The 17,329-nt window shown below is 61.7% G+C and carries 18 protein-coding genes; 12 read left to right on the top strand and 6 right to left on the bottom strand.

Annotated elements, in window-relative coordinates; genetic code table 11:
• Window positions 1-31 precede the first annotated feature (31 nt).
• The gene (locus CSQ92_RS18385; protein WP_099394990.1) at window positions 32-499 is read right to left on the bottom strand and encodes a DMT family transporter; all 468 of its coding nucleotides are present in this window, start codon (window positions 497-499) and stop codon (window positions 32-34) included.
• A gap of 91 nt (window positions 500-590) precedes the next feature.
• Between CSQ92_RS18385 and CSQ92_RS18380 the strand changes: the two genes are divergently transcribed.
• Complete coding sequence (locus CSQ92_RS18380; protein ID WP_099394989.1) at window positions 591-1,496, top strand: LysR substrate-binding domain-containing protein; 906 nt, start codon at window positions 591-593, stop codon at window positions 1,494-1,496.
• A gap of 4 nt (window positions 1,497-1,500) precedes the next feature.
• Here the strand turns inward: CSQ92_RS18380 and gloA are convergent, their stop codons facing one another.
• The 3 genes from gloA to CSQ92_RS18365 all read right to left on the bottom strand — a co-directional run bounded on the left by gloA (window position 1,501) and on the right by CSQ92_RS18365 (window position 2,828).
• Window positions 1,501-1,908, bottom strand: coding sequence for a lactoylglutathione lyase (gene gloA / locus CSQ92_RS18375; RefSeq protein ID WP_071653386.1), 408 nt, complete (start codon window positions 1,906-1,908; stop codon window positions 1,501-1,503).
• Window positions 1,909-2,032: 124 nt separating this feature from the next.
• Window positions 2,033-2,455 carry an OsmC family protein gene (locus CSQ92_RS18370; RefSeq protein ID WP_070254681.1) on the bottom strand — a complete coding sequence of 141 codons (423 nt, stop codon included), beginning with the start codon at window positions 2,453-2,455 and terminating at the stop codon, window positions 2,033-2,035.
• Between the two features lie 106 nt (window positions 2,456-2,561).
• Window positions 2,562-2,828, bottom strand: coding sequence for a hypothetical protein (locus CSQ92_RS18365; RefSeq protein WP_099394988.1), 267 nt, complete (start codon window positions 2,826-2,828; stop codon window positions 2,562-2,564).
• Between the two features lie 256 nt (window positions 2,829-3,084).
• Here CSQ92_RS18365 and CSQ92_RS18360 point away from each other — a divergent pair, with 256 nt between their 5' ends.
• The 7 genes from CSQ92_RS18360 (at window position 3,085) to can (ending at window position 12,039) form a co-directional block, all read left to right on the top strand.
• The gene (locus CSQ92_RS18360; RefSeq protein WP_231958491.1) at window positions 3,085-4,044 is read left to right on the top strand and encodes an NAD kinase; all 960 of its coding nucleotides are present in this window, start codon (window positions 3,085-3,087) and stop codon (window positions 4,042-4,044) included.
• 49 nt (window positions 4,045-4,093) lie between these two features.
• Window positions 4,094-5,761 (top strand): DNA repair protein RecN, encoded by a 1,668-nt coding sequence (recN, locus tag CSQ92_RS18355; RefSeq protein ID WP_092607376.1) that lies wholly within the window; start codon window positions 4,094-4,096, stop codon window positions 5,759-5,761.
• Between the two features lie 149 nt (window positions 5,762-5,910).
• A complete protein-coding gene (hemH, locus tag CSQ92_RS18350) occupies window positions 5,911-7,020 on the top strand; it encodes a ferrochelatase (protein ID WP_099394987.1) in 1,110 nt (369 codons plus the stop codon).
• Between the two features lie 344 nt (window positions 7,021-7,364).
• Window positions 7,365-7,901 carry a nucleotide exchange factor GrpE gene (gene grpE, locus CSQ92_RS18345; protein WP_034788734.1) on the top strand — a complete coding sequence of 179 codons (537 nt, stop codon included), beginning with the start codon at window positions 7,365-7,367 and terminating at the stop codon, window positions 7,899-7,901.
• Window positions 7,902-7,992: 91 nt separating this feature from the next.
• Window positions 7,993-9,936 carry a molecular chaperone DnaK gene (dnaK, locus tag CSQ92_RS18340; RefSeq protein WP_034745982.1) on the top strand — a complete coding sequence of 648 codons (1,944 nt, stop codon included), beginning with the start codon at window positions 7,993-7,995 and terminating at the stop codon, window positions 9,934-9,936.
• Between the two features lie 161 nt (window positions 9,937-10,097).
• Window positions 10,098-11,231: a molecular chaperone DnaJ gene (gene dnaJ, locus CSQ92_RS18335; protein ID WP_034745985.1), complete on the top strand. Its 1,134-nt coding sequence runs from the start codon at window positions 10,098-10,100 to the stop codon at window positions 11,229-11,231.
• Between the two features lie 136 nt (window positions 11,232-11,367).
• Window positions 11,368-12,039, top strand: a complete 672-nt coding sequence (gene can / locus CSQ92_RS18330) for a carbonate dehydratase (protein ID WP_034788731.1) — start codon at window positions 11,368-11,370, stop codon at window positions 12,037-12,039.
• 21 nt (window positions 12,040-12,060) lie between these two features.
• Here the strand turns inward: can and CSQ92_RS18325 are convergent, their stop codons facing one another.
• Complete coding sequence (locus CSQ92_RS18325; protein WP_099394986.1) at window positions 12,061-12,546, bottom strand: tetratricopeptide repeat protein; 486 nt, start codon at window positions 12,544-12,546, stop codon at window positions 12,061-12,063.
• 211 nt (window positions 12,547-12,757) lie between these two features.
• Between CSQ92_RS18325 and CSQ92_RS18320 the strand changes: the two genes are divergently transcribed.
• From CSQ92_RS18320 to CSQ92_RS18305, 4 genes are read left to right on the top strand one after another with little or no spacing between them, the layout of a single operon-like run.
• The gene (locus CSQ92_RS18320; RefSeq protein ID WP_070254678.1) at window positions 12,758-13,642 is read left to right on the top strand and encodes a TauD/TfdA dioxygenase family protein; all 885 of its coding nucleotides are present in this window, start codon (window positions 12,758-12,760) and stop codon (window positions 13,640-13,642) included.
• 34 nt (window positions 13,643-13,676) lie between these two features.
• Window positions 13,677-14,690 (top strand): ABC transporter substrate-binding protein, encoded by a 1,014-nt coding sequence (locus CSQ92_RS18315; RefSeq protein WP_034788721.1) that lies wholly within the window; start codon window positions 13,677-13,679, stop codon window positions 14,688-14,690.
• A gap of 1 nt (window position 14,691) precedes the next feature.
• Window positions 14,692-15,537, top strand: a complete 846-nt coding sequence (locus tag CSQ92_RS18310) for an ABC transporter ATP-binding protein (RefSeq protein ID WP_099394985.1) — start codon at window positions 14,692-14,694, stop codon at window positions 15,535-15,537.
• Window positions 15,534-16,406, top strand: a complete 873-nt coding sequence (locus CSQ92_RS18305) for an ABC transporter permease (protein ID WP_099394984.1) — start codon at window positions 15,534-15,536, stop codon at window positions 16,404-16,406. Before CSQ92_RS18310 ends, CSQ92_RS18305 begins: the two co-directional genes overlap by 4 nt.
• Here the strand turns inward: CSQ92_RS18305 and CSQ92_RS18300 are convergent, their stop codons facing one another.
• Complete coding sequence (locus CSQ92_RS18300) at window positions 16,407-17,300, bottom strand: HTH-type transcriptional regulator ArgP (RefSeq protein ID WP_218964080.1); 894 nt, start codon at window positions 17,298-17,300, stop codon at window positions 16,407-16,409.
• Window positions 17,301-17,329 lie beyond the last annotated feature (29 nt).

The raw sequence follows: 17,329 nt of genomic DNA, 5'->3' as shown, positions 1-17,329 counted from the left end.
GGCGCTGGTTTTTTTTCGTCTTGACGTGTTTTCACACGGTGCGGGTATTGGCGACTTGCGTCACGATCACGCCGGCCACCACCAGCCCCGCGCCGGCCCAGTGCAGTGGAGAAATGTGCCTGCCGGCAAAGCCCAGCAAGCCGTAGCGGTCGATGGCCAGCGCGGCCAGCATTTGCCCGCCGATGACGGCCGCCATGAAGGGGCCGGACCCCATGCGCGGCGCCAGCATCAGCGCGGCCGTAATATAGAACACGCCGGCCGCGCCGCCCAGCCAGGACCAGCCCGGCCCGCGCATGGCGAGGCTGACATCGGGCGCCGGCACCCGCCAGACCAGCATCACGAGCGAAGCGAGCACTGCGCTGACGGCCAGCGAGGCGAGGGTGGCCCACAGCGGGTGGCCCAGGTTGCGGCCCAGCGCGGCATTCGCGCCCGCCTGGAAGGGGACGACGGCGCCGGCCAGCATGGCCAGCGGGGCAAATACGGTAATCCATCCATGCATGTGCGACTCCCACAGTTGAGTTGATGGGGGCATCGTATTATGCTGTCATGATTAAATCCAATTCGTAGTTTGTCATCCAACTATGCACCAAATGAATAATCTGCGCGCCGTCGATTTGAACTTGCTGGTGATCCTGGACGCGCTGCTGAGCGAGCGCCATTTGTCGCGCGCAGCCGAACGTTTGCACATGAGCCAGCCTGCCGTCAGCCATGCGCTGGCCCGCTTGCGCCACCTGCTCGGCGATCCGCTGCTGCTGCGCGGCAAGGGCGGCTTCCAGCCGACGGCGCGGGCTTTGGAATTGGCGCGGCCGCTGGCCGAAGCCTTGCAAAGCGTGCGCTCGGTGCTGGGCGGTGCCGTCTTCGAGGCGGCCACGGCGCAGCGCGTGTTTCGCCTGGCCATGTCGGATTACGGCGCGGCGTTGATCCTACCCCGCCTGTTGCGCCGCTTGCGCGTGGACGCGCCCGGCATCGACCTGGCCATCAGTTACGCCAGCCGTCCGGCCGTGATCGCTGGCGTGCAGGATGGCGAGATCGACCTGGCGCTCGGTGTGTTCCCGCAACTGCCCGAGCAGCTCCATAGAGAAACCTTATTCGAGGAAACGTTCGTGTGCGCGCTCGATCCGGCCAGCCTGGCGGCCGGTGAAATGCTGAGCCTGGAAACCTATCTGGCGCGCCCGCACGTGCTGGTGGCGTCCAGCGAAGGCGGCATGGCGGCCGAAGTCGACGCGGCCCTGGCCCAGCTGGGACAGACGCGCCGCATCGCCGTGCGTGTGCCGTACTGGACGGTCGCACCGGACGTCCTGATGGGGACGGACTTGATCCTGACGGTGGCGCGGCGCGCCTTGCAGGGCAGTGCGGCGCAAGGGCTGGCGCAGTACGCTGCACCGTTTGCCATCGCGCCGTTTGCGTTTGAAGTGATACGACACCGCCGCACGGACGGCGATGCGGGCATCGCCTGGCTGCGCGCGGCCATTGCACAGGCCGCTGAGCCAGGCTGAGGTATTACAGGCCGCCGCCCTGGCCGTCGAACTTGCGCTCGATCAATTCGATCTTGTAGCCGTCCGGGTCGGTGATGAAGGCGATGACCGTGTTGCCGCCTTTCACGGGACCCGGTTCGCGCGTGACGTTGCCGCCATTTGCGCGTGCCGCGTCGCACGCGGCGACGATGTCGTCGGCCGAGATGGCGATGTGGCCGTAGGCCGTGCCCAGCTCATAGCTGGTGGTGCCATAGTTATACGTCAGTTCCAGTTCCGCGTGGTCGGGATTCGAGCCATAGCCGACGAAGGCCAGCGTGTACTGGTATTCCGGGTTGTCGCTGGTGCGCAGCAATGTCATGCCCAGGACCTTGGTGTAAAAATCGATGGAGCGCTGCAGGTCGCCGACCCGTAACATGGTGTGCAAAATACGCATCGTAAATCCTTGATGATGATAGGGGAATGGCAGGATTTTATGCGTTTTACGGCTTTCTTGCCGAGACCGCCCCAGCTGTCCTGGTGCAGGACAGCAGCGGACGGTGACGTTAGTGCCGCTGGATTTACTCCAGATGGGCATCCAGCGTGATTTCCGTGGCCAGCAACTTGGACACGGGGCAGCCGAGCTTGGCGCGAAGGGCCGCATCCTGGAATGCTTCTTCCGTGGCGCCGGGAACGGTGGCCACCAGGGTCAGGTGCACGGCCGTGATGGCATAGCTGCCATCGATTTTTTCCAGGCTGACATCGGCCGTGGTTTTCAGTGCCGTGGCACGCAGGCCCGCTTCGCCCAGTTGGCCGGACAGGGCCATGGTGAAGCAGGCCGCATGGGCAGCGCCGATCAGTTCTTCCGGATTGCTGCCGGGACCGTCTTCGAAGCGTGTGTTGAAGCCATATGCCACATTGTCGAGCGCGCCGCTTTGGGTGGAAATAAACCCTTTGCCATCCTTAAGGCCGCCACTCCAGACGGCTGATCCTGTTTTTTTCATGATGTACTCCTTGCGTGGTTCGAGCGTCCATCATGCGCGCCAGGGCTTGGCGCTTCCGTTCGTTGCGTCACACAGGGGGCGCATGCGCGGCCCACGACAGTTCGACTCAGCGCGCCTTCTTTGGTTCCAGCTGCGCGTCGGGACGGGCCTGTTTCGGTTCGGCCGGCTTGACCTTTTCCACGCCGGGCTGGGCGCGCCGATCCGTATCGATCAGACCCTGTTCCAGGTCGCTGGCCGCCTGTTGCATGATTTTGCGCGGGCGTACGTTTTGCGCGTCGGGCGACTCGTCGCGCTCGTGGGGCAGGCGGTCGACGCCGTCATTCTTGACCTTTTCATCGGTATTGATCTTGCGTTCGCTTGGTGGGGTATGCATATGGCCTCCTGGCAGTAAAGTGAAACCAGTGTCCCGCCGCGCCAGGCCGCCTGCAAGCGGATTTGTCCATGCAGGGAGCGCTGGCGCACGCATGGACGAATCTTTTTCTGCGCTACACTGCGTGCAACACCAAGAACGCCCCTTGCGGGTACACGGCAGCCGCACTATACTGTGCATATATACAGTATCATGCGATGCCGGCGTGCGACGCGACAGCCTGGGGCGGTTTGCCACCGAATTTACTACCGAGACTCTTATGCCCGTCGATACACCCGCCGAACAGCCAGCCGCGCCCTCGCCAGCCCCGGGCGAACGTTTCAACCTGGGCGCCAAGACCATCGCCCTGGTCGTGCGTCAGAATACGGATGGCATTGCCGAACCCGTGAAAAGCATCGTCGATTTCCTGCAAGTGCTGGGTCACACGGTGGTCTTTGAGGCGGAGACGGCCGCGCATCTGAACCTGGCGTTTCCCGGCGTGCGCGCCATGTCGCCGGCCGAGATCGGCGCCGCCGCCGATTGCGCCATCGTCATGGGTGGCGACGGCACCATGCTGGGCATTGCGCGGCAGCTGGCGCCATTCGACGTACCCTTGATCGGCATCAATCAAGGACGCTTGGGTTTCATGACCGATATCCCGCTCGAGCGCATGCTGCCCGTGCTGGCGCAAATTCTCGGTGGCCGCTTCAAGGCCGAACGCCGTACCTTGCTTGAAGGCAGCGTGCTGCGCGACGGCGAGTCGATTCACGTGGGCATGGCCGTCAACGATGTCGTCGTCTCGCGCGGCGCCGGTGCCGGCATGGCCGAATTGCGCGTCGAGGTCGATGGCCACTTCATGTACAACCAGCGTTCGGATGGCTTGATCATTTCCACGCCCACGGGCTCGACCGCGTATTCGCTGTCGGCAGGCGGCCCATTGCTGCACCCGACCCTGGGCGGCATCGTGCTCGTGCCGATCGCCCCGCATGCGTTGTCGAACCGTCCCATCGTCCTGCCCGACTCCAGCCAGATCGTCGTGGAAATCGTGCGCGGGCGCGATATCAGCGTCAATTTCGACATGCAGACCTTTGCCAGCCTGGTGCAGCAAGACCGCATCCTCATCCGCCGTTCGCCGCATACGATTACCTTCCTGCATCCGGAAGGGTGGAGTTACTACAACACCCTGCGTGAAAAGTTGCACTGGAATGAGTACCCGTCGGGCGAGGGCAAGCTCAGCTAACTAGTTTTCTCTACGTCAACCCGCGGTGCGCCGCCTAACCACAGAAGCCATGCTCCATACACTGTCCATCCGCGATTTTGTCATTGTCGATACCATTGAACTGGAATTTTCCGCCGGCTTCAGCGTGCTGACGGGCGAGACGGGCGCCGGCAAGTCCATCCTCATCGATGCGCTGACCCTGGCGCTGGGCGGGCGCGGCGACGCCAGCGTGGTGCGCGAAGGTGCGGCCAAGGCCGACATCACGGCCGATTTCTCCGTCAGCGAAGTGGCGCAGGCCTGGCTTGTGGCGCATGAATTCGCCAACGACGATGGCGGCGCCCTGTTGCGCCGCGTGATCGACAATGCGGGCCGCTCGAAGGCGTATATCAACGGCATCCCCGCCACGGCCGCGCAGCTGCGCGAACTGGGCGACATGCTGGTCGACATCCACGGCCAGCACGCGCACCAGTCCCTGCTGAAAAGCGAAGCGCAGCGCGCCTTGCTCGATGGCCAGGCGACGGCGCGCGAAGCGGGCGCCGAACAGGATGCGCGGCAAGTGGCGGCGCTGCACAAGCGCTGGCGCGCCCTCGTGCGCCAGCGCGAAGAATTCGAAACCAACGCCGCCAACGTGCTGTACGAGCGCGAACGCCTGGAATGGCAAGTGGGAGAGCTGGAAAAGCTGGCTGCCAAGCCCGGTGAATGGACGGACATCACGAACGAGCACAGCCGCCTGTCGCATGCGGCCAGCCTGCTGGAAGGGGCGCAGGAAGCCCTGTCGACTATTTCCGAGTCGGAAGACCACCCGATCGTGTCGCAACTGTCGGCCCTGAACCAGAAGCTGGGCAAGCTCGTCTCCGTCGATGCGGAATTGCAGCCGATTGTCGACCTGATCGAATCGTCGCGCATCCAGTTGCAGGAATCCGTGTACGCGCTGAACAATTACCTGGACCGGGTCGAGCTGGATCCGGAGCGCCTGCACCAGCTCGACGCGCGCATGGAAGCCATGCACAGCACGGCCCGCAAATTCCGCGTCACGCCGGAAGAACTACCCGAGGAACATGCGAAGCTGTCGGAAAAGCTGCAGCACCTGGCCGACGCTTCCGACATCGAAGGCTTGCTGCGCCAGGAAGCGAAGATCGAGGCCGAGTACCGCAGCGTTGCCGAGCGCTTGTCCGACACGCGTCGCGCCGCCGCCCTGGAACTGGGGCACGCCGTCACGCGTGCCATGCAGGAACTGAGCATGACGGGCGGCAGCTTTGAAATCGCCCTGCACCCGTGCGAGCCAGCCGCCCACGGGCTCGAACAAGTGGAGTTTCTCGTCGCCGGTCATGCGGGCACGGCGCCCCGCTCGCTGGCGAAAGTCGCGTCCGGCGGCGAACTGGCGCGCATCGCGCTGGCCATCTCCGTCATCACCTCGCACGCCACCACCACGCCGACCCTGATCTTCGACGAGGTCGACAGCGGCATCGGCGGCGCCGTCGCCGAAGTGGTGGGCCGCCTGTTGAAACGCCTGGGGCAGGGACGGCAAGTGCTGTGCGTGACCCACTTGCCGCAAGTGGCCAGCCAGGCGAATCAGCATTTTCAGGTGGCAAAAAGCACCCTGGACAATGGCAAGACGGCGTCGCGCATCGACATGCTCGACGCCAAGGCCAGGGTGGAAGAAGTGGCGCGCATGCTGGGCGGCCTGGAAATCACGGCCACCACGCGCAAGCATGCACGCGAGTTGCTGGCGATTTAAACGCAGGCTTAAATCCGGGGTCAGACCCCCGGATGCGTTAGCGCTGAGCTTGGCGTTAGCGGCATTGAGGGTCTGACCCCAGTGCCTCGCTATTAACTCAATGCAACTATAATAACTGGCTATCCATCCAACGCCTTCGAAGAGCCTTCATGTCATTTCAAACAGAACCTCCGTACACGCATGGCAGTATCGACCGCAGCGCCGTGGTGCTGGTCAACCTGGGCACGCCCGATGCGCCGACGTCGTCGGCCGTGCGGCGCTACCTGAAGCAATTTTTGTCGGATCCGCGCGTGGTGGAGATTCCCCGCATCGTCTGGTGGTTCATTTTGAACCTGATCATTTTGCCCTTCCGTTCCGGCCAGTCGGCCAAGAAATACGCGTCGATCTGGACGCGCGAAGGTTCGCCCCTGAAAGTGCACACGCAAAAGCAAGCCAAGTTGCTGGCCGGCGCCCTGGCCGAGCGGGGGCACGACGGCGTGACGGTGGCCATGGCCATGCGCTACGGTTCGCCTTCCTTGCCCGAGGTGCTGGCCAGGCTGAAAAGCGAAGGCTGCGAGCGCATCGCCATCCTGCCTGCCTATCCGCAATACTCGGGCACGACGACGGGTTCCATCTACGACGCCGTGTTTGCCCATTACGCCAACGTGCGCAATGTGCCGGAATTGCGCTTTATCAAGCAGTATCACGAGCACGACACGTATATCGACGCCTTGCGCGACTCCGTGCTGAACCACTGGGAAGCGCATGGCCGTCCGGAAAAACTGGTGATGAGTTTTCATGGCGTGCCCAAACGCACCCTGCTGCTGGGCGATCCCTACCACTGCCAATGCCTGAAAACGGCGCGCTTGCTGGCGGAAAAGTTGAAGTTGAGCAAAGAGCAATACGTGGTGACCTTCCAGTCGCGCTTTGGCAAAGCCGAATGGCTGCAGCCGTACACGGCGCCCACCCTCGTGGCGCTGGCGCAACAGGGCGTCAAGCGCGTCGACCTGCTGTGTCCCGGCTTTACCAGCGATTGCCTGGAAACGCTGGAAGAGATCGCCATGGAAGCCAAGCATGATTTTGAAACGGCCGGCGGCCAGCAGTTTCACTACATCGCTTGCTTGAACGAAACACCCGCCTGGATCGCAGGCATGGCGGAAATTGCGGAACAGCACATGATTGGCTGGCCGATGATGAAGACGGTACCGCAGCGCGAAGCGGACAGGAAAGCGGGCGAGCAGGCGCGCACGGCGGCACTGGCGCTGGGCGCGACCAACTGACAACTGCATTTTTCGCCATCTAAAAGCCGCGCTTGCGCGGCTTTGTCATGTCTGGCGCGGCCAAGGGGCTTTCCAAATAGCAACACCGCCAGTGGCGATGGCCGCGGCGGGGCTGGTAGAATGCCCGCTTTGCCATGGGAAGCCTGGAAAATCAAGGGGGCGCGCGCACGGATCGCTGGCCGAAATGGGTGGCGTTTTGTAATAAGCTGTAACATGGATCGCTGTAATCCTGGTTTTGCCACGGATACCCCTTGAAACAATAGGATATAGCCCCATCTGCCCGTTAGTGTTGTAAAGATAGTTAGACTAACTCATTTAAGTCATTGATTGTAGGAGCTTTTCAGATGCAAGATCAGGAAAACCAAGCTGTACCTAATCCGCAAGCGGACGCCGCGGCGACTGCCCCATCGACTCCCGCAGAGCCTACTTTGGAAGAGCAGCTGGCGAGTACCGAAGCGCGTCTTGCAGAGATGCACGATGCCTTCATGCGCGCCAAGGCCGATGGTGAAAATATCCGCCGCCGCGCGCAGGAAGATGTTGCTAAAGCGCATAAATTCGCAGTGGAAAGCTTTGCCGAAGCCATGGTGCCGGTGAAAGACAGCCTGGAAACGGCGCTGACGGTGGAAGCACCGACCATCGAATCGCTGAAAGAAGGCGTCGAGATGACCCTGAAGCAACTGAACGCCGCGTTCGAGCGCAACCGCCTGGTGGAAGTGTTGCCAGTGCAGGGCGAGAAGCTCGATCCGATGAAACACCAGGCTGTTGCCGTGGTGCCAGCAGAGCAGGAAGCCAATACCATCGTGTCAGTCCTGCAAAAGGGCTATATGATTGCGGACCGCCTGCTGCGTCCAGCCATTGTCACGACCGCGCAAGCAAAATAATCAGAGGGCGGCATCAAGCAAGCCTTGAAACCATGCCGCTTTGCCACATATAAGAACCATCTGAAATCTAGCAAATAAAAGGAAATAAATCATGGGTAGAATTATCGGTATCGATCTGGGAACCACGAATTCCTGCGTTTCCATCATGGAAAACGGTCAACCAAAGGTAATCGAAAACGCTGAAGGCGCACGCACGACGCCGTCGATTATTGCTTATCAAGAAGATGGCGAAATTCTCGTCGGCGCGCCAGCGAAACGCCAGGCCGTGACCAATCCGAAAAACACGCTGTACGCAGTCAAGCGTCTGATCGGTCGCAAGTTCGACGAAAAAGAAGTCCAAAAAGACATCGCGCTGATGCCGTACCAAATCATGAAAGCCGACAACGGCGATGCATGGATCGGCGTACGCGACAAAAAACTGGCGCCGCCGCAAATTTCGGCTGAAGTTCTGCGCAAGATGAAGAAAACGGCAGAAGACTACCTCGGTGAAGAAGTCACCGAAGCCGTCATCACCGTGCCTGCGTACTTCAACGATTCGCAGCGTCAAGCCACCAAGGATGCCGGCCGTATCGCTGGCCTGGACGTCAAGCGCATCATCAACGAGCCAACCGCGGCAGCGCTGGCGTTCGGCCTGGACAAGACCGAAAAAGGCGACCGTAAAATCGCCGTGTATGACTTGGGTGGCGGTACGTTCGACGTGTCGATTATCGAAATCGCAGATGTTGATGGCGAGAAACAATTTGAAGTGCTGTCGACCAACGGCGACACCTTCCTGGGCGGCGAAGACTTCGACCAGCGCGTCATCGATTACATCATCGACGAGTTCAAGAAGATCAACGGCATCGACCTGAAAAAAGATCCGATCGCCCTGCAGCGCATCAAGGCTTCGGCCGAGCGCGCGAAGATCGAATTGTCGTCGTCGCAGCAAACCGAGATCAACGAGCCGTACATCGCCATGGCGAACGGCGCACCGGTCCACTTGAACCTGAAGATGACCCGCGCCAAGCTGGAATCGCTGGTGGAAGAGCTGATCACGGCCACGATGGAGCCATGCCGCATCGCCATCAAAGATGCTGGCGTGAAAGTGTCGGACATCGATGACATCATCCTGGTCGGCGGTATGACGCGTATGCCGAAGGTGCAGGAAAAAGTGAAGGAATTCTTCGGCAAGGATCCACGCAAGGACGTGAACCCGGACGAAGCCGTCGCCGTGGGCGCAGCGATTCAAGGTTCGGTCCTGTCGGGCGAACGCAAGGACTTGCTGTTGCTGGACGTCACTCCTCTGTCCCTGGGTATCGAAACCCTGGGCGGCGTGATGACCAAGATGATCCACAAAAACACGACGATTCCGACCAAGTTCAGCCAGGTCTTCTCGACGGCAGACGACAACCAGCCTGCGGTGACCATCAAGGTCTTCCAGGGTGAGCGTGAAATCGCCGCCGGCAACAAGGGTCTGGGCGAATTCAATCTGGAAGGCATCCCGCCAGCATCGCGCGGCACGCCACAGATCGAAGTGACCTTCGACATCGACGCCAACGGCATCTTGCATGTCGGCGCGAAAGACAAGGCTACCGGCAAGGAAAACAAGATCACGATCAAGGCCAATTCCGGCTTGACCGAGGCTGAAATCCAGAAGATGGTGAAAGACGCCGAGTTGAACGCGGAAGAAGACAAGAAGGTCAAAGAATTGGCCGAGTCGCGCAACCAGGCCGATGCTCTGGTACACTCGACCCGGAAATCCTTGACCGAATACGGCGACAAGCTGGATGCGGGCGAGAAAGAGAAGATCGAAGCGGCGATCACCGACCTGGAAGCAAGCATCAAGGCGGGCGACAAGGCTGAGATCGACGCCAAGGTGGAAGCACTGTCGAGCGCATCGCAGAAACTGGGCGAAAAAATGTATGCCGACATGCAAGCGCAGCAAGCTGCCGGCGGCGCGGAAGGTGCACAGCAAGCTGCTGGCGCATCGGACGCAGGCGCCAAGCAAGACGACGTTGTTGACGCTGACTTCAAAGAAGTCAAAGACAGCAAGTAATTGTCTTGCGCTCCCATGAACTGGGGGCAGCCGGGCTGAACGCTACATCGCGGGATTAGCCGCGAAGACCGGCCGAGCCGAGTCGTTGCCCAGTGCAGCACTCGACTCGGCTTTTTCGTGTAATTTTTACATCAGTAGATAGACTGCAAGGTGCCGACAACATGGCAAAGCGTGATTTTTACGAGACACTCGGTGTCGCAAAAAATGCTTCGGAAGAAGAGATCAAAAAGTCTTACCGTAAACTGGCGATGAAATACCATCCGGACCGCAATCCGGATAGCAAGGAATCGGAAGAAAAGTTTAAGGAAGTCAAAGAAGCCTACGAGATGCTGACCAATCCGGAAAAGCGCGATGCGTATGACCGTTACGGTCACGCTGGCGTGGACCCGAACATGGGCGGCGGTGGCGGCTTCGGCGGCGGTGCTGGCGGCTTTGCCGACAGCTTCGGCGATATCTTCGGCGACATCTTTGGCGGTGGCGGTGGACGCAGCCGCAATGCGGGGCCACAGGTGTACCGTGGCGCCGACTTGCGCTACAACCTGGAAATTACACTGGAGCAAGCTGCTCACGGCTTCGACACGACCATCCGCGTGCCGAGCTGGGACAAGTGCGACACTTGCCACGGCAGCGGCGCCAAGCCGGGCACCTCGCCAACCACTTGCGGTACCTGCGGTGGCCACGGCCAGGTGCGCATGCAACAAGGTTTCTTCAGCATCCAGCAAACCTGCCCGAAATGCCATGGCAGCGGCAAGGTCATCACCGACCCGTGCACGCCATGCGGCGGCGCCGGTCGCATCAAGCGCAACAAGACCCTGGAAGTGAAAATTCCAGTCGGTATCGACAACGGCATGCGTATCCGTTCGTCCGGCAACGGCGAACCGGGCACGAATGGCGGCCCGTCGGGCGACCTGTATGTGGAAATCCACATCAAGCCGCACGCCGTGTTCCAGCGCGAAGGCGACGACCTGCATTGCGAAATGCCGATCTCGTTCACCAAGGCGGCACTGGGCGGCGAAATCGAAGTGCCTACCCTGAACGGCAAAGTGTCGTTCACGATCCCGGAAGGCACCCAGTCGGGCAAGACCTTCCGCCTGAAAGGCAAGGGCATCAAGGGCGTGCGCTCCGGTTACGCGGGCGACCTGTTCTGCCACGTGGCCATCGAAACGCCGGTGAAACTGACGGAAAAACAGAAAGACCTGCTGCGCGACTTTGAAAAGTCGACGACCGAGGGCGGTGCCAAGCACAGTCCGCAAAGCAAGACCTGGAAAGACAAGGTCAAGGATTTTTTTGAGTAAGCACACGTAATACCATGCGCCGGGATGCTCACACATCCCGGCGTTTTTTTCACCACGACTGAGAAATGTGCGCGCATCGCCGGCCTATGGGCGCGATCTGCCGCCAATTCAGTCGTATGCACACAATGGGAGCGATATGACCGAACAGAAAAATGGCCCGGCCCTGGCGGAACTGCTGCAGCGTAACCGCCGCTGGGCCGACTCGATGGTGGCGAAAGACCCGAACTTCTTCAAGAACCTGGAAGCGCAAACGTCGCCCGAATACCTGTGGATCGGCTGTTCCGACAGCCGCGTGCCCGCCAACGAACTGCTGGGCATGGCGCCTGGCGACGTGTTTGTGCACCGTAATATCGCCAATGTGGTCGTGCATTCCGACCTCAATTGCCTGTCCGTCCTGCAATTTGCCGTGGACGTGCTGAAAGTCAAACATATCATCATCGTCGGCCATTACGGCTGCAAGGGCGTGCATGCGGCCATGACGGGCACGCGTATCGGCCTGGTTGACAACTGGCTGCGCCACGTCCAGGACGTGGGCCAGAAACACGAGCGCTACCTGGGCGACGTGCTGACGAGCCGCCAGCGCGGCGACCGCCTGTGCGAACTGAATGTGGTCGAACAAGTCTTGAACGTGTGCCAGACCACCGTCGTGCAAGATGCGTGGGAACGGGGCCAGGAACTCAGCGTCCATGGCTGGGTCTATGGCTTGAAGGATGGCTTGCTGAACGACCTGGAAGTGACCGTCACGGCCGGCCACGAGCTGGCGCCGCGCATGGCGACCCGCCTGGCCCGCTACGAAGCAATAGCGTAAGCAAGCAATGCGGGCGCGGCGCTAGGGTGCCGCGCTTTCCAGGCGGCCCAGGTAGTCGGCCGCCTCCCGCACGCCCTCCTGCGCCGCTTGGCGCAGCCAGGTTCTGGCCTGGGGAATGTCCTGCGGCGTGCCCCGGCCTTCGGCCAGCGCCACGCCATAGTGGTAGCGCGCCAGCCGCGCATAGGCGGCGTCATCATTCGTATGCGCGCCGCGCCGCATCAGCGCCGTCGCCTGCGCCAGGTCCTTAGTCACGCCGATGCCCGTTTCATACAACTGGGCCAGCCAAATCATCGAGTACACATCGTTCCAGCGCCGGATGCAATCTTCAAAGATGGCGACGGCGGCCGCATGGTCGCCCGTCTTGTCGGCCGCATAGCCGTACAAACACTTGATGCGCTTGTCGCTGTGGACATAGGCTTTGTAGCTGAGATCACTTTCACCCTGGCTATCCTGGGCGTGGATGGAAGCAGGGAACAGCAAGGCGAGCAGTAGGGCGTAGGTGGGCATGGCTTTCCTGGACGATGGTTAAAGCTTGGTAGATAAGCAAGTTGCGTGCTAGCGCCATTTCCGGGTAAAGCCGGTGCTGCCGTGCCATTGCGTGACAGCCTGTGTTGCAAGCTGGCGCAACGCGCCGCGCATATCCATATAGTAAATGCTTCGTTTGCAAGCAAGGCTGGCCGGCATACAGTGGACTTCCCCTGACTCTAGTCGAGTACCCATGTCGGCCGTCCTGAAACCCGTGCAGTCCACCAGCCACTTCCGTATCGAGACTTTCGATGCGCCCCTGGGCGCGCAAGTGCTGGGGCTGGACCTGGCGCAGCCGCTGTCGCTGGGCGATTTCCAGCGCCTGCACCACGCCCATCTCGACCATCACGTGCTGGTGTTCCGCGACCAGCGCATCACGCCGCAGCAGCAAGTCGATTTCAGCCGCCGCTTCGGCCCCTTGCAAATCCACGTGCTGCGCCAGTTCCAGCTGCCCACGCAAGCGGAAGTGCTGATCATCTCGAACATCGTCGAAAACGGCCAGCCCATCGGCCTGGGCGACGCTGGCCATTTCTGGCATTCAGACTTGTCGTACAAGGAAGTGCCCAGCCTCGGCTCCATGCTGCATGCGCAAGAGTTGCCGGACGAGGGCGGCGATACCGTGTTTGCGAACATGCACCTGGCCTGGGAAAGCTTGCCGGCCGCGCTGCGCCACGCCGTGCGCGGCGCCCGTGCCGAGCACAGCTACCTGAGCCAGTATGAAGAATTGCGCCGCCGCAACCCATGGCGCCCCGCCCTGACGCAGGCGCAGATCGATGAAGTCAAACCCGTGACCCATCCCGTCGTGCGCGTGCATCCGGAAACGGGACGGCGCGCCCTGTTCGTCAGCGAACACTTCACCACGCGCATCGTCGGCTTGCCCGACGACGAAAGCCGCGCCCTGCTCGACGAACTGTTTGCCCACAGCGTGCGCCCGGAGCACCTGTATGTGCACCGCTGGCAGCCGCACGACCTGGTGTTCTGGGACAACCGTTCGCTGATGCACCTGGCGACGGGCTGTCCGCCCGACCAGCGCCGCAAGCTCTACCGCACTACCATCGAAGGCGATGCGCCGTACTGATTTTTTGACTGTTGATCTGACTCAAGGAGTGTCCATGTTGCCGATCTTTACCTTTTCCCGCCGCCTGCTCGCCACCATCGCCCTGCTGTGCATGGCCATGCCCATGGCCCGGGCCGAAGGTCAGATCCGCATCGCGGGCCAGCACGGCATCACCTTCTTGCTGCTCAATATTGCGCAGGAACAAAAGCTGATCGAAAAGCATGGCAAGCAGCAGGGCGTCGATGTGAAAGTCGAGTGGATCACCCTGTCTGGCGGCCCCGCCATCAATGACGCTTTGTTGTCGGGCAATATCGATATCGCGGGGGCCGGGCTGGGTCCGCTGTTGACCATCTGGGACCGGACGAAAGGCCGGCAGAACGTGCGCGGTGTGGCGTCCTTGGGCAATTTCCCCTACTACTTGGTCAGCAATAATCCCAAGGTGAAAACGCTGGCGGACTTGACGGACAAGGACCGCATCGCCTTGCCGGCCGTGTCAGTCTCCGTGCAGGCGCGCATCCTGCAGATGGCGGTGGCAAAGCAGTGGGGCGACAAGGAATTCGCCCGTCTCGATAAAATCACGCAAACCCTGCCGCACCCGGACGCTGCGGCCGCCATCATCGCCGGCGGCACGGAGCTGACCGGCCACTTCGGCAATTCACCGTTCCAGGAGCAGGAACTGGCGCAGAACCCGAACGCCCACATCATCCTGAACTCGTATGACGTACAGGGCGGACCCAGCTCGTCGACCCTGCTGTATGCGACGGAAAAGTACCGCAAGGACAATCCCAAGACTTACCGCGCCTTCATCGCCGCGCTGGCGGAAGCGGCGCAGTATGCGAGCAGCAACCCGCAAGGCGCGGCCGACATCTATATCAAGGTGAATAAAAGCAAAGTGGACCGCAATCTGCTGCTGAAAATCTTTGCCAACCCGCAAGTGCAATTCAAGATCGCGCCGCAAAACACCTATGGCCTGGCGCAATTCCTGCACCGCGTGAGCGCCATCCGCAACCTGCCCGACAGCTGGCGCGATTACTTTTTTGACGACCCCGCCATCACGCAGGGAGGCTGACGTGAACGCGCCCGCTTTTCACCTGGTACGTCCTCCGGTCACCTTGCAGCCCTTGCTCAGTGTCAAGCATGTCAGCCTGGAATACCGCACCGAGCAGCGCACCGTGCGCGCCACGCATGACGTCAGTTTTGACGTGTTCCGCGGCGACCGTTTCGTGCTGCTGGGGCCATCCGGCTGCGGCAAGTCGTCACTGCTGAAAGCCGTGGCCGGCTTCATCGCGCCGCGCGCGGGCAGCATCGCCATGCAAGGCCAGCCCATCCATAAGCCGGGGCCGGACCGCGTCGTCGTATTCCAGGAATTCGACCAGTTGCCGCCATGGAAAACGGTGCTGGAAAACGTCATGTTCCCCTTGCTGGCCAGCAAGCGGCTGGACAAGGTGGCAGCCCGCGAGCGCGCCCATCACTGGATCGTCAAGGTGGGCCTGGCCGGCTTTGAAGATGCCCATCCGCACACCTTGTCGGGCGGCATGAAGCAGCGCGTGGCCATCGCCCGCGCCCTGGCCATGCAGCCGGAAGTGCTGCTGATGGATGAGCCGTTTGCCTCCCTCGATGCCTTGACCCGGCGCAAGATGCAGGAAGAGCTGAGCCGCCTCTGGGAAGAGCTGCGCTTTACCCTCGTGTTCGTTACGCATTCGATCGAGGAAGCCTTGGTCGTGGGCACCCGCATCCTGCTGCTGTCGCCGCATCCGGGCAGGGTGCGCGCCGAACTCAACAGTCATCAGTTCGGTCTCCACAGCGCTGGCAGCGTGGAATTCCAGGCTGCCAGCAGCCGCATCCACGGCTTGCTGTTCGATGAGGAAGCGGTTCCTGTCCCGCAAGCGGATGTGGCACACAGGGAGGCTGTATGAGCGCGCTGCTGGAACCGCCCATCCGCCAGGAGTTCGTGTATGCGGCGCCGCCGCCGGCCGGCGTCACGGTCGAGCAGCCGCTGTCGCGCTGGCAGCGTGTGAGCCAGCACGCGCTGTGGCGCAAAGCTTTCATTTTGCTCAGCCTGGCCCTGCTGTGGGAAGGCGCGGCGCGCTGGACGCAAAATGATCTGCTCTTGCCCAGCTTTCTGCAGACGGCGCAGGCGTTTATCGGCGGCATCGCCAGTGGTGAATTGCTCACGCGCACAGCCGCGTCCCTCGTCGTCTTGCTGCAGGGCTATGCCGTGGGCGTGCTGGCCGCCTTCGTGCTGACCTTGCTGGCCGTGTCCAGCCGCATCGGCCGCGACGTGCTGGAAACCCTGACGGCCATGTTGAATCCCTTGCCGGCCATCGCCCTGCTGCCGCTGGCCTTGTTGTGGTTCGGCCTGGGCCGCGCCAGCCTGATCTTTGTCATCGTCCATTCCGTGATGTGGCCGCTGGCCCTGAACACGTATGCGGGCTTCCAGGGCGTGCCCGAGACCCTGCGCATGGCGGGGCGCAATTATGGCTTGAACGGCTTGCGCCTGGTGCTGCACATCCTCGTGCCGGGCGCCTTGCCCTCCATCGTCTCGGGGTTGAAGATAGGCTGGGCGTTTGCCTGGCGCACCCTGATCGCGGCCGAGCTGGTGTTCGGCACCACCTCGGGGCAAGGTGGCCTGGGCTGGTACATCTTCCAGAACCGCAACGAGCTGTACACGGACAAGGTGTTCGCCGGCCTGGCGGCCGTCATCGTCATCGGCTTGCTGGTGGAAAACATCGGCTTTCGCACTTTGGAGCGCGTCACCTTGAAACGCTGGGGCATGCAACGATAGTTATTTCAGCATGCTGCGCGCCGCCGCGATGATTTGCCGCGACAGTTGCTCCATGCGCGGCGACTGCACTTTCCACGTGTGCCAGTACAGGGCCACGTCGGCCGGGGTCTTGGGCGTGAGCATTTCCACCAGCTCGCCATCCGTGTTCGCCTTCAATAACAGCTCGGGCACCATGCCGTAGCCGAGGCTATAGCGGATGGCATTGAAGTGCGAGGTGGCGCCCGGCACGTAATGGCAGGGGTAAGCGCCTTCGGGCAGCCCCAGCGCTTCTTGCAGGAACGACGATTGCAAGGTGTCCTTGCGCGTGTAGGCGACGACGGGCGCCGTGCGCGCCGCCTTGCGCGTCAGGCCGTGCGCGAACCACTGCTGGCGAAACGCGGGCGTGGCCACCAGCCAGTAGCGCATCACGCCCAGCGGCTCGGCCGTGCAGCCGCGCATGGGTTTGGCTTCCGTGCTGATGCAGCCGATCGCCATGCCCGTCTCCAGCAAGGTGTACGTGTGGTCCTGGTCTTCCACGGTCAGGTCCAGCAGCACGCGCTCGCGTATCAGCACCTCGGACAGGGCGGGGAAGAACCAGGTGCCCATCGAATCCGCATTCAGCGCCAGCACCAGGGTCAGCGGGGCATCCTGCTGCACCGCCAGTTCCGCCTGCAAGTCCGCTTCCAGCAGCTTGGCGCGCTTCAGATACTGCATCAGGCGTTGGCCCATGCGCGTGGCGCGCGCGGGACGGCTGCGCACGATCAAGGCATTGCCCAGCTGGCTTTCCAGCGCCCGCACCCTTTGCGAAATGGCGGGCGACGTCAGATGCAGCCGCAGCGCCGCCTGCTCGAAGCTGCCCGTTTCGACGACGGCGCGGAACGCTTCCGTGTGCTTGGGATTGAGATCCATGGTCACTGCCTTACATAAGAAAAATTTATCAATAC

The organism is Janthinobacterium sp. BJB446, from assembly GCF_002735655.1.
Classification (GTDB): domain Bacteria; phylum Pseudomonadota; class Gammaproteobacteria; order Burkholderiales; family Burkholderiaceae_D; genus Janthinobacterium; species Janthinobacterium lividum.
The sequence above is the reverse complement of the archived record's forward strand: the minus strand, read 5'-3'. Positions and strand labels throughout refer to the sequence as shown.

What these genes read in the sequence shown, in the direction of transcription:
- CSQ92_RS18370 (WP_070254681.1), bottom strand. Translation starts at nt 2,455, where the DNA reads ATGAAAAAAACAGGATCAGCCGTCTGGAGTGGCGGCCTTAAGGATGGC.
- recN (WP_092607376.1), top strand. Translation starts at nt 4,094, where the DNA reads ATGCTCCATACACTGTCCATCCGCGATTTTGTCATTGTCGATACCATT.
- CSQ92_RS18320 (WP_070254678.1), top strand. Translation starts at nt 12,758, where the DNA reads ATGTCGGCCGTCCTGAAACCCGTGCAGTCCACCAGCCACTTCCGTATC.
- grpE (WP_034788734.1), top strand. Translation starts at nt 7,365, where the DNA reads ATGCAAGATCAGGAAAACCAAGCTGTACCTAATCCGCAAGCGGACGCC.
- can (WP_034788731.1), top strand. Translation starts at nt 11,368, where the DNA reads ATGACCGAACAGAAAAATGGCCCGGCCCTGGCGGAACTGCTGCAGCGT.
- CSQ92_RS18315 (WP_034788721.1), top strand. Translation starts at nt 13,677, where the DNA reads ATGTTGCCGATCTTTACCTTTTCCCGCCGCCTGCTCGCCACCATCGCC.
- CSQ92_RS18325 (WP_099394986.1), bottom strand. Translation starts at nt 12,546, where the DNA reads ATGCCCACCTACGCCCTACTGCTCGCCTTGCTGTTCCCTGCTTCCATC.
- hemH (WP_099394987.1), top strand. Translation starts at nt 5,911, where the DNA reads ATGTCATTTCAAACAGAACCTCCGTACACGCATGGCAGTATCGACCGC.
- CSQ92_RS18385 (WP_099394990.1), bottom strand. Translation starts at nt 499, where the DNA reads ATGCATGGATGGATTACCGTATTTGCCCCGCTGGCCATGCTGGCCGGC.
- CSQ92_RS18360 (WP_231958491.1), top strand. Translation starts at nt 3,085, where the DNA reads ATGCCCGTCGATACACCCGCCGAACAGCCAGCCGCGCCCTCGCCAGCC.
- dnaK (WP_034745982.1), top strand. Translation starts at nt 7,993, where the DNA reads ATGGGTAGAATTATCGGTATCGATCTGGGAACCACGAATTCCTGCGTT.
- CSQ92_RS18380 (WP_099394989.1), top strand. Translation starts at nt 591, where the DNA reads ATGAATAATCTGCGCGCCGTCGATTTGAACTTGCTGGTGATCCTGGAC.
- CSQ92_RS18365 (WP_099394988.1), bottom strand. Translation starts at nt 2,828, where the DNA reads ATGCATACCCCACCAAGCGAACGCAAGATCAATACCGATGAAAAGGTC.
- dnaJ (WP_034745985.1), top strand. Translation starts at nt 10,098, where the DNA reads ATGGCAAAGCGTGATTTTTACGAGACACTCGGTGTCGCAAAAAATGCT.
- gloA (WP_071653386.1), bottom strand. Translation starts at nt 1,908, where the DNA reads ATGCGTATTTTGCACACCATGTTACGGGTCGGCGACCTGCAGCGCTCC.
- CSQ92_RS18305 (WP_099394984.1), top strand. Translation starts at nt 15,534, where the DNA reads ATGAGCGCGCTGCTGGAACCGCCCATCCGCCAGGAGTTCGTGTATGCG.